The following is a 13669-nucleotide window of genomic DNA, read 5'->3' on the forward strand; positions in this document are numbered from 1 at the left end:
CGCGCACGGGTCGCCAGAGAGCACCGAAGCGGGCAGCGAATTGGTAACTTTCGGCGCACCCGCGTAGGGCAACGCTTTGCCCATCGATGACGAGGCGGCCGTATTCGATGGCGACGAGCCGCCCGGCGTAGTTGATGACGAGGGAGAGGCTGCCGGGTGTCGGCTCGAACGGCCGAGTCGGCACCCGGCCGAACACTCGCCTCATCGGGCACCGTCGCCGAAATTGCGTAACGCGGCCGCACAGCCCTCCGACTTGGCTCCATGACGCACCGGCCCATACCAGTCGTAACCGGCGCGGGCGCCGCATGGCATCGTCGAGGAGGGCAGTTGAATTCACCGTTCGTGCTGCGCAAGCAAGTATCCGCCGCTCATCGGCGCCGTTACGCGCCGGGATTGCTCGGCTGCATCGTCATCGCCGCGACGGCTGCCTGCTCCGGCCAATCCGCGGATTCGGGCAGCACTGTCCCGCCTGCACCGGCTATTTCGGCCGAAGTCACCGAAGCCACGCCGACGACATCCGCCGGTGGTGATCTTCCGAGCGGCCCCGCACTCGTTCTGGCCAACCACTCACTGCTCCAATTCGTCGCTCCTGAAGGCAAACTATTGGCAGCCCGGGAATATCCCGGTTCCGGCCGGCCGATCACGGATCTCGACAAAGCGTCCCTCGACCCCTCCTACACCAAGATCGCCTCCCTCGGTGAGCCAGTCCCCTACAAAGCCACGGCGATGTCCTACGACGCCGGCTACATCACCTTCGACGGCGAGTTCCACCCCGTCACTCCGGCCCAGGGAAGTTACGCCAAGCGCCGCCTCTACACCGGGGTGCTGTTCATCGGCGATCAGCTCGCGGTCGCCGTCGACAACACCACCTTGGTCTGGGCCGCGTCCGGCGAACCGGTTCCGGGCTATCCCGATCTCACGGGGATCGGGGGAGACGGCTACGTCGGCCCGGCCTGCGTGCTGGACACCGTTACTCGTGGCCAGGTTTGTGAAGAGGACGGCCGGATCACCGTGACGATCTCGAAGTCCAGCCGCAGCACGTTCGGAAAGGACGTGCCGGCCGGTCCGGTGCTCGGCGTTGCGCGGGACGGTTCGGCGATAGTCCGTTCGCCGGACGACCGCCTCTATTCGGTGAGCCGTAGCAGCGGCGCAGTGCGTGCCTTGACCCCCGAAAGCGATTTTGTTCCCAGCAGCGCCGCGGTGTCACCTGACGGCGGCACCGTCGCCTTCACCGCGGATCGCGATAGCTCCACAGCTCTCTTCCTCGTGCCGGCTTCCGGAGGCGCACCGGCCCGAGTGCCGGGCTTCACCCCATCCCCCGGAGTCAGGCTGCGCAGCTGGCTGGGCTGATTCGCGCGCCGCGGAAAGGAGAACGATGTCGGTCGTCCAGGCGATGAGCCTGACCGTTACCCAAGCTGACGTGCTCTACGTGTCTCAGCAGATCAAACGAGACCTCGGCGCGATGCAACAGAGTTATCCCAGAATTGTGAGCTGGGAACGAATTAACACACTGGACCTGTCGTTCAGTACCTTTCTGATCAACGACGCCGTGAACACGATCGGCTTGAGCATCGAGGATCCGGCCCAGGAGCACGAAGTTTTCCACGAACTGCGTTACGCGATTTCGTACACCGGCGACGGCAGTCGCATGGGAATCGGCGGGCGGGCCATCACCCCAGTGCCCGTGCCCTCAAGTGCCCGGCTGACGGCTTGGGTCCGCTGGAGCAAGCACATGCGTGAGCTCCCGATCGACAAGCAACGGCAAATCATCCAAGGCACGTTGTGGGGACTGCCGAGCGTTCCGGGCCAAGGCGGCGGCCGGACTTTCGTCGGCAAATATTCCGGCGGGCAGCACACCGGATACGGCACCTACGCGTCCGGGCCGCTGTCGGCCCAGGCGGAAGAGTACAGGTGGAGGGGCTGATGACGAACCTGACCTTGGACGTGGCCTTGAAAGGCCGGAACCCGATGTCGATGGTCCTGCCGGCGCAGGACGTCATCTCGACGAACCTGGTGGTCTCCCCCACTAACCCCAGTCTGCCCACTTTGACGTCGGTGGAACGGATCAACAGCCGGATCAGCGACTTCGGCATAGTGCTCGACGATCGAGCGCAACTCGACCGGCTGGCCAAGATCGTCAACGTGCACTATCTGAGTACCCCGCGGGCCAACTGGGTGGACACCACACTGCGGCTCTCGGGCGAGCTGGTGGCCGGCGAGCCGGATCAGCAGGCCCTTCGCGCCGTGCGTGCCGTGCGGGCACCCACCCTCCACGCCGCGGAAACCCTGCTGCACACCGAATCTTCCGGCAATCCCCTAGCCCGGCGGCCGGCTGAAACCGAGCTGGTCGACTCGATCACCAGCGCCGTTCAGGCCGAGAACCCAGTCTGGAAGAGCAACGGGGCGAAGATCGCCCTCTACATCGGCAAAACCCTCCTCGACATGATCATCACTCAGATAATCGGCGTGCCGCTTGTGGACATTCTCCGCCACGCGGTCGCCGGGATCGGACCGGTGGCCTGACCATGGTCAAAGCCCAGGAAAACGTGGCCCAGCGGCTGGAATTCCGGCTACGGCGACGGGAAGCCGTCGAGCCTGACGGGCTCCGCGAGGCAATCCACCAGCAGCTTCTCGGTATCCCCATCGAGGAATCCGCGACCGGCACGATGCTACGGGTCAGCCTCCCGACCGGGCGCACCCTCGACGTGGTGCTGTCGGCGGTGTCAACGCCGGGTCAGGTGACGGCGAACACGTCCATCGAGCTCGAGAACACAGCCGAACTTCCGGCCGGGACGGTGCCCCAGGTGCCAAGCGCGATCAGCGACGAACTGCAGCACTACCTCTCCGCCGCCTACGTCGCCTCCGCGCAGGACACGGAAGGCATTCTGAAGGCCGAACAGCGATTGGCCCGGCTGCACGGCATACCGGCGAACGACGTGGTCGGCGACATCGTCACGCGGCTGCGCGACGACGACTGGTTCCATTCCTGGGCGGCCAACCACCACGGTAGGTCGACTTTGGACGTGCTGCGGGCGGTGCAGGAAAGCACGTCGCTGATCCTGCTGCACGGCGACCCGGGCACCGGCAAGTCGGCGCTGATGCATGCCGTAGCGCCTGTGTGCGCCCGTGTGCTCGGGCAGGACACGCTGTTCGTGCAGCTCAACGAACGGCTGCGCGGACAGGGCATTCAAGGCCGGGCCGGCAGCGAGCTGATCGAGGTCATCGAGACCATCTACCAGGCCGCCGCGCGGCACTCGCTGCCGACCGTCGTGTTCCTGGACGAAGCCGATGCGGTGGCGAGCTCCCGCGGAAGCTCGGACACCGGTTCGGGCGCACAGGAAAACCTCGCGATCGTGGACGGCTTGATCGTCGCGCTCGACCGGGCCAGCGGGCGATCCGGTGCCCGGCTGGTCTTCGTGATGGCCACCAACCTGCCGGACCGGATCGATCCGGCGGTGCTGCGCCGCGCCACGGTCTACCCGTTCGAGCGACCGTCTGCCGACGCCCAGCTCCACATCCTCACCGACCTGCTGGGTGACATCTTCCCGGACAAGGACCTGCGGCGGGTGCATAAGGCTTTCAGCAGGCCGGAGCATTCGCTGACCGCCGCCGACATCGTCAACCAGGTGGTCACCCGGGCTGTGCGGGAAGCCGTGGCGCAGAACCAGCCGGTGCGGCTGGACCGGCTGGTTCAGCTGGCCGAGCTGGCCGTCGCCGGCTCGCCGGTGGTCAGTGCGCGGATGCTGCCTTCCGCGGCACTAAAGCAACTACCGGCAGGCTCAAGGCGGTAACCGCCAGGACCACGATCAACGTGACCTCAATGGCGTGCACCGTGCCGGAACTTGGAAGAAGATAGAGGTCACCGCGGCCGAGCTGATGGCCGAGGACAGTTGCTGAATCGAGCTGAACGAGCCGCTGGCGCTGCCCGCTTCCTGCCCCTTGGCGTCGCAGAGGGCGACCACTGGGATTGTCGCGAAGCTCAGGTTGATGCCCACGCCGATCACGAAGAACGCCGGCGCGAGGGCCCACACGCCGATGTTCGTTCCGTACTGGACGACGAGGAGCATGACCCAGCCGCAGCCAATGAGGTCGATCGTCAGGCCGATGAAGATCAGGCGGTGGCCGAGTTTGGCGACCAGGCCGCCCATTGCGACGAGGCCCGCCGCGACCAGGCCCATGTGGTCCTGCAGGCGTCGCTGGGCCTGGGGTGACGCCGCCAGCAGGAGGACTTGGATGCGTATCAGCCCTTAGGAGTGCCAGCTCTTAACTGTTGGGTTGTGCATCCAGGCATCGACGTAGTTGATAATCTGGTCGCCCGTGCCGCTGTAGTCATCCACGAAAAGCAAAGTTCGGACCCTGTGCTGTCTCAGTTTTTCCACCGTGCGGTAATATGCGGCCCGGTTAAATCTAGGCTTTCTGCCGATTACGTCGCGGATTAGGTTGCCGACTAGGCCCTCACTGCCAGGAATCGGTGTGAAGGGATGATCTAGTGGCGGGAACCGGACGTCGGAATTCTGGCTTGGTAGTTCTCGCACTGGATAGACACCGACTGGTTCCTTGATCTCATCGATGACGGCCCCCAGGGCGTTCGACATCACTGTCCGGAAGTGCGACGTAGAGATCACCCTCAGATTGTCGATCAACAGTGTTGCAGCCCTGTGTTCATCGAGCCGGAAGTTTGCGAGCCATTGGATTCCTTGGCTCGTCTCACTCGGGCGTATGCTCACCGCCCCATCTTGGGCTAGGCGGGCCGGGGCTCCGGCGTTCTACGACGCCTGACGCGTCTACCGCCGCCGGAGCCGGGAAACCAAGCCCCGTTTCGGTTTCGGCACATGCCCGCCCTCGATCAACCAAGCCACAAACGCATCCGCATACGCCCCCGACCGCTCAGTATCCCGCTTCGGCCGCGAAGCATTGAACTCCGCGAACAGCGGGCCGAACCGCTCCCCGAGCTGCTCCGCCAGCTCGGGACGCTGGTAAGCCAGCACCCGCCCGTGCTTGCGCCGCAGCACCTGAGCCTCCACCCGCAACCGCGCGGTGTCGAAACCCGGAGGCACCGGCCCGTCGGCCAGCAACGCCCGGAGCAGCGCCGCCTGCTGGGCGGCCAGCTCCGCCCGGCTCACAACGTCACCGCCGCTCGCTGGGCCGCCAGCTCCGCCCGGCTCACCCCGTCACCGCCGCTCGCAGGGCCGCCAGCTCCGCGGCCAGCTCGTCGTCGGTGGGGTAGTCGTCGTCGCGTTCCAGCAGTACCCCCGGGGGATCCGTCCGGCGGCGGAGCTCGGCCAGCAGCGACAGGACCTCCGGCAGCACCGGGTGGGCGTGGGTGTCGTGGTAGACACCGTCACGCTCGATGCCGCCCGCCATGTGCACGTACGCCAGCCGCTCCCAGGGGATGCCGTCGAGGAACGCCACCGGGTCGGTGCCGATGTTGCGGGCGTTGGCGTACAGGTTCGCGACGTCGATGATCAGCAGGCAGTCCGTCCGCTCGGTCAGCTCGGTGAGGAACTGCTCCTCGGTCAGCTCCGCGGACGGCCAGTCCAGCACCGCGGCGATGTTCTCCAGCGCGAACGGGACGTCCACGATGGACTGGGCGAGCCGGACGTTGGCCACCAGCACGTCCAGCGCTTCGCGGGTGCGGGGGAGCGGCATCAGGTGACCCGAGTCGAGCCCGCCCGCGCGCACGAAGCACACGTGGTCGCTGACCAGCGGCGCGTCCACGGCCCGCGCGATCTCCGCGAGGTGCTGGACGCGCCCGGTGTCCAGGGGCTCGGCCCCGCCCAGGGACAGCGACACCGCGTGCGGCAGCACCGGCATTCCCCGCTTCCGCAGCGCTTTCAGGGTTTCCGGAAGGTGGTCGGCGTGCAGGTTCTCGGCGACCACCTCCACCCAGTCGACGCCGGGCAGGCGGGCGATGGACAGGTCCAGTTCGTGCCGCCAGCCGATCCCGATGCCGAGCTCACCCACCGCAGCCCCCTCCGCCGCACGAAGAGCCGCCGCCGCAGGACGAGCCGCTGCTGCACGAAGACCCGCTGCTGCACGACGAGCTCGAGCACGAGGACCCGCCCGACGAACCGCCGCCGCCGAACGAGCCCGCGGGCGGCATCAGCGCCGCACTCAGCTCTTCGTCCGGGTACATCGCCCAGCCGCCGAGGGCGACCGCGGCCACGGCGCCGCCGAGCAGCACGCCGCCCGCCAGCATCCCGGCCGGCACCGGGCCGCTCGCCGCTGCCCGCGCCTGCCCGAGCAGGCGGTGCCCCGCGGCCGACGGCTGCCGCGGCCCGGTCTTCGACCGCCGGACCGCGGCCACGATCGTCAGCACGGCCGCGACCAGCACCAGGAACACCAGGACCCCGACCGGCCGGCCGAGCGAGATGCCGTTGACCAGCCGCACGACGCCGACCACCAGCACGGCCAGCTGCAGCACGAGCCCGAACGTCCGGGACTGCCGCTTGGCGGCCGCCGACGCCAGCAGACCCCGCTGGTCGAGACCCTCTTCCAGCGCCCGCATCGCGGCCGACCGGCGGCCGTAGGCGCGCAGCGTCGCCGTCGTCTTCAGCTGCGCCGCGTCGAAGACCGCCTGCTCCAGCGGCTCGGACGGCCGCGCGCCGGCCTGGCTGACCTGCTTGTAGCTGTTGACGCGCAGCTGTCCACGCTCCACCAGCGCCGCGATCGCCGCGTCGACGGCCCGGTCGGGCCCGCCCGCGAGGAACGCGAGCTGGTAGACGGTCGGCGGCGGTCCCGGCTGGACGTTGTCCGCCCGCAACGCGCGGGCGGTGACGACCCCGGACACGATGAGCCGGAGCAGCAGCACCGCGCCGAGCAGTGCGATGTAGAGGACCACGAAATCCGGTCCGGAGATGCCCCACGGGTCGTCCATCGCCCGTCTCCCCTCACTGAGTTGCGGTTACCGTAGCTGTGAGACGCGGGTGCTCGCGTCGGCGTTTCAACCGCCGCACCCCCCGCCGCCACCGCCGCCGCAGGAGCTGCCGCCGCCACCGCAGGAGCTGCCGCCCCCTCCGCAGGAACTGCCGCCGTAGTAGCCGACGGCCGCCCCGCCGCCGGCCCCCGCGAACCGGGTGCGCGAACGGCGGTAGGCCCGCGTGGCCGAGTGGTCCGTGGCTCGGCTGACGGCCAGCCGGACGTTCTTGTCGGGGTGCGAGTCGAAGCCGCCCGCCGCGACCGCCCCGGCCGGTCCCGCGGTGAGGATGCCGGCGCGACGCGCTTCTTCGGCGGCTGCCCGGCCGGCCGCGGTGGTCTTGACCGGCGGCTCGTTCCGGGCCTTGACCGTCACGACGATCGCCACGACCACCCCGGCCGCGAGCAGGCCGAGCAGGTAGCCCACTGGATGCCCGGTGCTCGAACCGGCGATCAGCCGGACCACGCCGAGGACCACCAGCAGCCAGTACGCCACCGCGGCGCTCACCCGGGCCGAACGCACCTTCCGCGTGTCGGCGAGCAAGCCCCGGCCGGTAAGCGCGGCCTCCAGCTCCAGCGTCGCCGGGTGGTCGGCGACCGTCGCCCGCACCTGGTCGATCGAGCTGCCGTGCTTGCCGATCTTCAGCAGCGCTGCGCGGCCGAGGTCGTCGGACGCCGAGCCCTTGACGCGCGAAAGCCTGCCGGCGCCGTCGAGCCGGACGGCCTGCTGGTCCAGCAGGCGCGCGACGACGAACTCGCCGGCGCGCGGGCGCCCGCCGGTCAGCAGGGCGAGTTCTTCGGCCCGGTCCGGCGCGCCGCCCGCGCGGCCACGCAGCAGCAGCTTGACGCGCACCGCGGCGTAGAGCGCGGGTACGAGCAGCAGGCCCAGGTAGAGGCCCGTGAACAGCGGTCCGGGAATGCCCCAGGTGTCGGTCATGACGCCGCCCTCCCTCGTCCGTGTGCGGAGACTACGTCCGAGGAAGGGCGGCGGTTGTCGGCTTGAGGAGGATTTAGGCTGGCGGTCCTACGACTGGGGCACCAGCTTCAGCGAAATCGAGTTGATGCAGTAGCGCTGGTCGGTCGGGGTCGCGTAACCCTCGCCTTCGAAGACGTGCCCGAGGTGGCTGTGGCAGGAGCCGCAGAGCACCTCGATCCGCTTCATGCCCATGGTCCGGTCTTCGCGCAGCAGCACGGCGTCGGAGTCCGCCGGGTCGAAGAAGGACGGCCAGCCGCAGTGGCTCTCGAACTTCGTGTCGCTGCGGAACAGCTCGGCACCGCAGGCGCGGCACTGGTAGCTGCCGGTCGTCTTCGTGTCGGTGTATTCGCCGGTGAACGGCCGTTCGGTGCCGGCCTGGCGGAGCACGGCGTACTCCTCCGGGCTCAGCTCTTCCCGCCATTCCTGCTCGGACTTCACGACGCGTGGGGTGGCGCCGACAACGGGTTTCATACCTTTCACCCGGTCCACGTTACGCCGCGAGCCACGCCAGGGCGTGCACGACGATGTCCCATGCGGCGACTATCACGCCGAGCACGATGAGCACGACGATGAAGGCCGACACCCAGTAGCGCAGGCCGCCGAGGCGGTTGCTGGAGTCGGCGAAGTCGGCCACGCCGTCCAGCGCGGCTTCGATCGTGTAGTTGGGACCGGAGCGCTCGATCCGGTCGAGGTGCTCGGCGAACGCGAGCGCCTCCGGGTCGTACGGATCCAGGCCGACCAGGTCCTCGTGGAAGCGAGGATTCTGGCCCGGCAGCGAAGCTCCGTTGTCGGCCATGCGTCCACGGTAGGCCATCCGCGCCCGTCAGCCCACCAGCGGCGCGTTAAGTCTCGGAGGCGGGACGCGCCCGGCGCCCGTCAGGTCTGGGGGAGCCGGGTCTCGCCGGCGATCTTCAGCTGACCGCCACCGGAGTCGACCACGCGGACGACGACCTGCTGGCTCGGGGCGTCCTTGAACTTCAGCGTGATCTGGATGTCGACCGATCCGTCGTTCTCGTTGGCGCGCTTGTAGGCGTTCGCGCCGTTGTAGCTGCTCGGCACCCGCTGCGCCCAGTAGGACGCGAACTGGCCCTGGTCGCCGTACAGCGCCTGGGCGTCCGGGGTCAGCAGAGCCCAGGCCGCGGCGGCGTTGCCGACGTTGCTGTAGAACTCGATGACCCGGTTCCCGGCGGGCTGCCACTCGACCTTGCCGTTCGAGGCGACCGGTTGCTGGGAAGGGCTGGTCGTCGGGCTGGGCGGAGGGGTGGATTCGACCGTCACCGGCGCCTTGGGCGTCGACTGGGCCGCTTGGGTGCCACCGCCGCCCCCACCGGAGTTCAGCACCAGGAAGACGATGACCGCGACCACGACGACCGCGGCGCCACCCCCGGCGAGCAGCGCGTACTTGCGCTTGTTGTCCGGCTTCGAGGTGTTCGACGAGTACTGCGGGGCCCTGGCCGTCGGCGCGGCCGCGGGCATCGGTCTCGGCGGGGTGTTCGGCGGCGCGGCCGGGGACCGCATCGGCATGAACGCCGCGGTCGGGCGCGGCGGGTTCGACGCCGCCTTGTTCGCCGGCACCGGCGTGCCGACCGGCGGCGACGGCGGCGCGGGCTGGTCGGTGCGCTGCCACGGCGGGCGCTCGCCGCTCTCGGCGGGTGCGGCGGGCTTGCGGCCCGAGTTGCCGGAGAGCAGCGGCGGGGACGCCGACATGCCGCCGGGCTCGGTGCGGGCCAGCGCGGCCAGCCGCTCGCGGGCTTCGGCCATGCTCGGCCGCTCGCCCGGCTCGCTGCGCAGCAGGCTCATCAGCAGCGCGGTGGCCGCGCCCGCCTGCACCGGCGGGTTGATCTGGCCGTTCGCCGCCGCGTACAGCAGCGCGAGCTGGTTGGTGGTGTTGCCGTACGGCGTGGTGCCCTCGATCGCTTGGTAGAGGGTCGCGCCGAGGGCGAAGACGTCGGAGCTGGGCACCGGGTCGGCGCCGCGGGCCAGCTCGGGCGCCAGGTAGGCGGGGGTGCCGCCGATCAGGCCGGTGGCCGTCAGCGTCATGTCGCCGGCCGCGCGCGAGATGCCGAAGTCGGTGATCTTTGCGGTGCCGGTCTCGTCGATGAGGATGTTGCCGGGCTTGACGTCGCGGTGGACGATCCCGGCCCGGTGCGCGGCGACCAGCGCGGAGGCCACCTGCTCGCCGATGCGGGCGATCCGGCCGAGCGGGAGCGTGCCCTGCTCGGAGAGGATCGTGGAGAGGCTGGGCCCGTTCAGGTACTCCATCACCAGGCACGGGTCGCCGTTGTGCTCGGCGATGTCGAACACCACGATGGCGTTCGGGTGCTGGAACCGGGCCGCGTTCTTCGCCTCGCGCATCGCGCGCTGGCGCATGTTGTCGCGTTCGGTCTCGGAGACGCCCGGCTGGGGGAGGATCTGCTTGATCGCGACGTCGCGCTCGAGGCGCACGTCAGTGGCGCGCCACACGACTCCCATGGCACCGCTACCAATGTGCTCGACGAGGCGGTAGTGCCCCGCGATCAGCTGACCGGTGTCGATGGCGACTGCTCCTGACGAAATTCCCGGTGATGGTGACCCTGCTCAGCGCGTTTCCGGTTCGCGCACCCGATCGAGTGTAGCGGTCGGCCTCGTGCTGTTCGCGTCAGCCAGCCGGTCCGGCGGGCTCCGGTTCGGGCACCGGTGCCGCCGGGGTCCGTTTCCGCAAGACCCTGACCAGCCCGACCGCCCCGGCCAGCGCGAACGCGCCGTAGCAGGCGAGCAGCGCGGGCGGTGTGCCGCCGGTCAGCGCGTCGCCGAGGACGACCACGGCGACGGTGCCGGGCACGCTTCCGAGCAGCGTACCGGCCAGGTAGGGGGCCAGGCGGACGGACGACACGCCGCAGAGGTAGCTGAACGGCGCGAACGGCACCACCGGGATCAGCCGCAGCGAGGTGATCGCGAGGACGCCGCCGCCGGAGAGCCGGTCGTTGACCGTCCGGACGCCCGCCCGGTGCAGGTGCCGGGTGACGAGGTCGCGGCCGAGCAGCCGGGCCAGCCCGAAGGACAGGCCGGCCGCGATGGTCGTGGCGACCAGGCCGATGGCGATCCCCGCGGTGGTCCCGACCAGCAGGCCGGCGGCCAGGTTGAAGACGGTGCGCGGGATCGGCGCGACGGTGAGCAGCGAATACGCGACGAGCAACACGACCGGGGTGGCGGGTCCGGTGGCGGCGGCCCAGGCCCGCAGCTCGGCGGGGCCGGGGATCGGCAGCAGCACCACGGCCGCCGCGAAGAGGGCGGCCACGGCGAGCGCGACGATCAGCTTGGTGCGGCCGGACACCCGTTCGAGCCTACCGGCGGAGCTTGCTCGGGAAAGCTGCGGCACGTTCGCGGGGGCCGCGGAGCGCGATCGCCGCTAGGTTGGCCGCATGCCCAAGCACGGTGACCCGGTCGAGTACGAGGTGGGCGGGCGCACCGTCCGCGTCTCGAGCCCGGACAAGGTGTACTTCCCCCAGCGCGGCATCACCAAGCGGCAGGTCGTCGAGCACTACATCACCGTCGGCAGGCCGTTGCTGCGCGCGATCGGCGAGCGGCCGACCACGCTGAAGCGCTACGTCGACGGCGTCGAGGGCGAGTGGTTCTACGCCAAGCGCGTGCCCAAGGGCGCCCCGGACTGGCTCGAGACGGCCGAGATCACGTTCCCGTCGGGCCGCAAGGCGGCCGAGGTGTGCCCGACCGAGCCGGCGGTCTTCGCGTGGGCGGCCAACCTGGGCACGTTCGACTTCCACCCGTGGCCGGTCCGCCGCCCCGACGTGGACCACCCGGACGAGCTGCGCATCGACGTCGACCCGCCGGACCGCGCCGGGTTCGCCGACGCGGTCGAGGTGGCGCTGGTGGTCCGCGAGGTGCTGGCGGAGGCCGGGCTGACGGGCTACCCGAAGACGTCCGGCGGCCGCGGGGTGCACGTGCTGGTGCGGATCCGGCCGGAGTGGGACTTCGTCCAGGTCCGCCACGCGGTGATCGCGCTGGGTCGCGAGGTCGAGCGGCGGATCCCGGACAAGGCGACGATCGCGTGGTGGAAGGAGGAGCGCGGCGGCCGGGTCTTCCTGGACTACAACCAGGCGGCGCGCGACCGGACGGTGGCGTCGAGCTGGTCGGTCCGCGGCACCCCGCGGGCGACGGTGTCGACACCGGTGACGTGGGACATGCTGCCGCGGGTCGACGCGGACGACTTCGACGTCCTGACGATCCCGGCCTTCCTGGAGGAGCACGGCGACCTGCACGCGGCGATGGACGCGGAGGCGTTCGGCCTGGAGAAGGCGCTCGAGTGGTACGAGCGCGACGGGCTGAGGGACATGCCGTACCCGCCGGACTACCCGAAGATGCCCGGGGAGCCCAAGCGGGTCCAGCCGAGCAAGGCGCGGCCGGAGGAGTGACGCGGGCTCACGGCTTCCGGCAGCTGACGGAGGTCACGCTCGCCTTGGGGGCGACCTTGGTGGTCCTGGTGCTCATGACCGTGCGGTCGACGCGGTAGGACGAGCCGCCCTGGGAGTAGGCGGTCTCGATCAGCTCGCCGGAGCTGTCGCCCGAGATGCTGTAGGTGATGTCGCACTCCCAGAGCAGGGTGCTCGCGCCGAGGAAGGTCAGCTTCGGTTCGACGACGACGTTGCACCCGGCCGAGCCGAAGCACTGCTTGGAGACGACGGCCAGGTCGACGGAGTAGTCCTTCGCCGTGGGCTCGGGAAGAGCGGGCTCGGTGGTGGTCGGCGCCGCGAGGGCCGGGATCGAGGGACTGGTGGTGGCGGGCGCGGCGGCGTCGCGAGGCCGGATCCCGCCGTCGGCGGAGATCCAGGTCCCGCCGGGTCCGACGCAGGGCGCTTCCTGGGACTTGTCCAGGCACGGGCTCGAAGACGCCTTGCCGAAGGCAAGCGCCAGCACGACACCGGCCGCGAGGGCGGGGATCACCAGCGCCGCGCCGAGCACCCACGGCCACTTCGGGCGCTTCGGCGGGGGAGCGGGCGGCGGGAAGTACGGCACCTCGGGGCCGGGCGGAAGGGGAACGGACATGGTCACCTCCGTGACTCTTGTGCCCGGGACTGACGCCGCGGCCGGGTCCGGTGTTACTCAGCGGCACCGGATTTCCCTCGATCGATACCGGATGTAATCGACACCACCGCCGTGCCGAGCGCCACTTCCCGAGCCGGAAGTCGTCAATGGCTTAATCGGAACTTCACGCCGGAAAACGCGGAGTGATCACCTCACTCCCCGCTGTCGCCTTTCGGGTCACAAATGTCGTACGGCCGCTTCGGTGGTCTCGACCATCGGCACGAACGGCGTAACGTGCGGTCCCGGAATGACGACACCCCGGAGACATGTCCAGGGGTGAGCTCGAGGGAGGCCCTCAGTGGACGACCTGATCGCTTTCCTCGCCGCGCGCGTGGGTGCGCGGCAGGCGATGATCATGCAGGCCGTCAACAAGGCCAAGGCCGGCGACGCGATGAACCGTGGTGAGACGAAGGTCGCCGTGGAGCAGAAGATCCGCGGGCTGACCGACCTGGACCTCGACGCGGTCAACCAGATGATCAACGAGATCGAGGCGACCCGGCGGATCCTGCTCGCGCACCGCACCACGGTGTCGGAGAAGGTGCCCGGGTTTCCGCTCTACGGCAGCGAATACTGGTGTGAGACCTGCCACGTGCCCGCCGACGAGGCCGGCTCCAACTGGTGCCTCACGCTGCGCCTGCTGGCCCTGCCCTACACCGACCACCCGGACTACAGCGAGCGCTGGCGTCCCTGACGGGAATC

At 69.8% G+C, this 13669-nt stretch carries 17 protein-coding genes; 6 read left to right on the plus strand and 11 right to left on the minus strand.

All coding sequences use genetic code 11. The features are described from left to right. Positions 1-327 precede the first annotated feature (327 nt). Genes ABZ342_RS21985 through ABZ342_RS22000 form a run of 4 tightly spaced genes read left to right on the plus strand, consistent with a single transcriptional unit; the run spans position 328 to position 3791 of the window. Positions 328-1350 (plus strand): hypothetical protein, encoded by a 1023-nt coding sequence (locus ABZ342_RS21985; protein ID WP_360475890.1) that lies wholly within the window; start codon positions 328-330, stop codon positions 1348-1350. Between the two features lie 25 nt (positions 1351-1375). Continuing rightward, positions 1376-1924, plus strand: coding sequence for a hypothetical protein (locus ABZ342_RS21990; RefSeq protein WP_360475893.1), 549 nt, complete (start codon positions 1376-1378; stop codon positions 1922-1924). Continuing rightward, positions 1924-2523 (plus strand): hypothetical protein, encoded by a 600-nt coding sequence (locus ABZ342_RS21995; protein ID WP_360475896.1) that lies wholly within the window; start codon positions 1924-1926, stop codon positions 2521-2523. The genes ABZ342_RS21990 and ABZ342_RS21995 overlap by 1 nt, the downstream gene beginning before the upstream one ends. A 2-nt stretch (positions 2524-2525) precedes the next feature. Further along, positions 2526-3791, plus strand: a complete 1266-nt coding sequence (locus ABZ342_RS22000; protein ID WP_360475899.1) for an ATP-binding protein — start codon at positions 2526-2528, stop codon at positions 3789-3791. A gap of 15 nt (positions 3792-3806) precedes the next feature. On the opposite strand, the gene ABZ342_RS22005 is transcribed toward ABZ342_RS22000, so the two are convergent. The 10 genes from ABZ342_RS22005 to ABZ342_RS22050 form a co-directional block, all read right to left on the minus strand. After that, complete coding sequence (locus ABZ342_RS22005; RefSeq protein ID WP_360475902.1) at positions 3807-4178, minus strand: hypothetical protein; 372 nt, start codon at positions 4176-4178, stop codon at positions 3807-3809. A gap of 69 nt (positions 4179-4247) precedes the next feature. Beyond that, entirely contained in the window at positions 4248-4727 is a 480-nt protein-coding gene (locus tag ABZ342_RS22010; RefSeq protein ID WP_360475905.1) for a hypothetical protein, read from the minus strand. Between the two features lie 57 nt (positions 4728-4784). Next, the gene (locus ABZ342_RS22015; RefSeq protein WP_360475908.1) at positions 4785-5123 is read right to left on the minus strand and encodes a hypothetical protein; all 339 of its coding nucleotides are present in this window, start codon (positions 5121-5123) and stop codon (positions 4785-4787) included. A gap of 40 nt (positions 5124-5163) precedes the next feature. After that, the gene (locus ABZ342_RS22020) at positions 5164-5964 is read right to left on the minus strand and encodes a DUF692 domain-containing protein (RefSeq protein ID WP_155542316.1); all 801 of its coding nucleotides are present in this window, start codon (positions 5962-5964) and stop codon (positions 5164-5166) included. After that, the gene (locus tag ABZ342_RS22025) at positions 5957-6877 is read right to left on the minus strand and encodes a TIGR04222 domain-containing membrane protein (protein ID WP_360475911.1); all 921 of its coding nucleotides are present in this window, start codon (positions 6875-6877) and stop codon (positions 5957-5959) included. The genes ABZ342_RS22020 and ABZ342_RS22025 overlap by 8 nt, the downstream gene beginning before the upstream one ends. A gap of 66 nt (positions 6878-6943) precedes the next feature. Next, positions 6944-7852, minus strand: a complete 909-nt coding sequence (locus tag ABZ342_RS22030; RefSeq protein ID WP_360475914.1) for a TIGR04222 domain-containing membrane protein — start codon at positions 7850-7852, stop codon at positions 6944-6946. An 87-nt stretch (positions 7853-7939) separates the two neighbouring features. Further along, positions 7940-8362, minus strand: coding sequence for a peptide-methionine (R)-S-oxide reductase MsrB (gene msrB / locus ABZ342_RS22035; protein ID WP_360475917.1), 423 nt, complete (start codon positions 8360-8362; stop codon positions 7940-7942). Between the two features lie 19 nt (positions 8363-8381). Beyond that, on the minus strand, positions 8382-8687 hold the full coding sequence (locus tag ABZ342_RS22040) for a hypothetical protein (RefSeq protein WP_196425266.1): 306 nt from the start codon (positions 8685-8687) through the stop codon (positions 8382-8384). An 80-nt stretch (positions 8688-8767) separates the two neighbouring features. Next, positions 8768-10411: a protein kinase gene (locus ABZ342_RS22045; protein ID WP_360476029.1), complete on the minus strand. Its 1644-nt coding sequence runs from the start codon at positions 10409-10411 to the stop codon at positions 8768-8770. 118 nt (positions 10412-10529) lie between these two features. After that, entirely contained in the window at positions 10530-11204 is a 675-nt protein-coding gene (locus tag ABZ342_RS22050; RefSeq protein ID WP_360475921.1) for a TVP38/TMEM64 family protein, read from the minus strand. A gap of 88 nt (positions 11205-11292) precedes the next feature. On the opposite strand from ABZ342_RS22050, the gene ABZ342_RS22055 reads away from it, so the two are divergent. Further along, positions 11293-12300, plus strand: coding sequence for a DNA polymerase domain-containing protein (locus ABZ342_RS22055; protein ID WP_360475924.1), 1008 nt, complete (start codon positions 11293-11295; stop codon positions 12298-12300). 7 nt (positions 12301-12307) lie between these two features. Here ABZ342_RS22055 and ABZ342_RS22060 read toward each other — a convergent pair whose 3' ends face one another. After that, positions 12308-12931, minus strand: a complete 624-nt coding sequence (locus ABZ342_RS22060; protein WP_360475927.1) for a hypothetical protein — start codon at positions 12929-12931, stop codon at positions 12308-12310. A 337-nt stretch (positions 12932-13268) separates the two neighbouring features. On the opposite strand from ABZ342_RS22060, the gene ABZ342_RS22065 reads away from it, so the two are divergent. Beyond that, positions 13269-13661, plus strand: coding sequence for a DUF6221 family protein (locus ABZ342_RS22065; protein ID WP_155542325.1), 393 nt, complete (start codon positions 13269-13271; stop codon positions 13659-13661). Positions 13662-13669 lie beyond the last annotated feature (8 nt).

Source organism: Amycolatopsis sp. NPDC005961, from assembly GCF_040629235.1.
In the GTDB taxonomy this organism is placed as follows: Bacteria; Actinomycetota; Actinomycetes; order Mycobacteriales; family Pseudonocardiaceae; genus Amycolatopsis; species Amycolatopsis camponoti.

Coding starts and splice junctions, on each gene's coding strand:
- ABZ342_RS22055 (WP_360475924.1), top strand. CDS start 11,293: ATGCCCAAGCACGGTGACCCGGTCGAGTACGAGGTGGGCGGGCGCACC.
- ABZ342_RS21990 (WP_360475893.1), top strand. CDS start 1,376: ATGTCGGTCGTCCAGGCGATGAGCCTGACCGTTACCCAAGCTGACGTG.
- ABZ342_RS22040 (WP_196425266.1), bottom strand. CDS start 8,687: ATGGCCGACAACGGAGCTTCGCTGCCGGGCCAGAATCCTCGCTTCCAC.
- ABZ342_RS22060 (WP_360475927.1), bottom strand. CDS start 12,931: ATGTCCGTTCCCCTTCCGCCCGGCCCCGAGGTGCCGTACTTCCCGCCG.
- ABZ342_RS21995 (WP_360475896.1), top strand. CDS start 1,924: ATGACGAACCTGACCTTGGACGTGGCCTTGAAAGGCCGGAACCCGATG.
- ABZ342_RS22005 (WP_360475902.1), bottom strand. CDS start 4,178: ATGGGCCTGGTCGCGGCGGGCCTCGTCGCAATGGGCGGCCTGGTCGCC.
- ABZ342_RS22025 (WP_360475911.1), bottom strand. CDS start 6,877: ATGGACGACCCGTGGGGCATCTCCGGACCGGATTTCGTGGTCCTCTAC.
- ABZ342_RS22030 (WP_360475914.1), bottom strand. CDS start 7,852: ATGACCGACACCTGGGGCATTCCCGGACCGCTGTTCACGGGCCTCTAC.
- msrB (WP_360475917.1), bottom strand. CDS start 8,362: ATGAAACCCGTTGTCGGCGCCACCCCACGCGTCGTGAAGTCCGAGCAG.
- ABZ342_RS22000 (WP_360475899.1), top strand. CDS start 2,526: ATGGTCAAAGCCCAGGAAAACGTGGCCCAGCGGCTGGAATTCCGGCTA.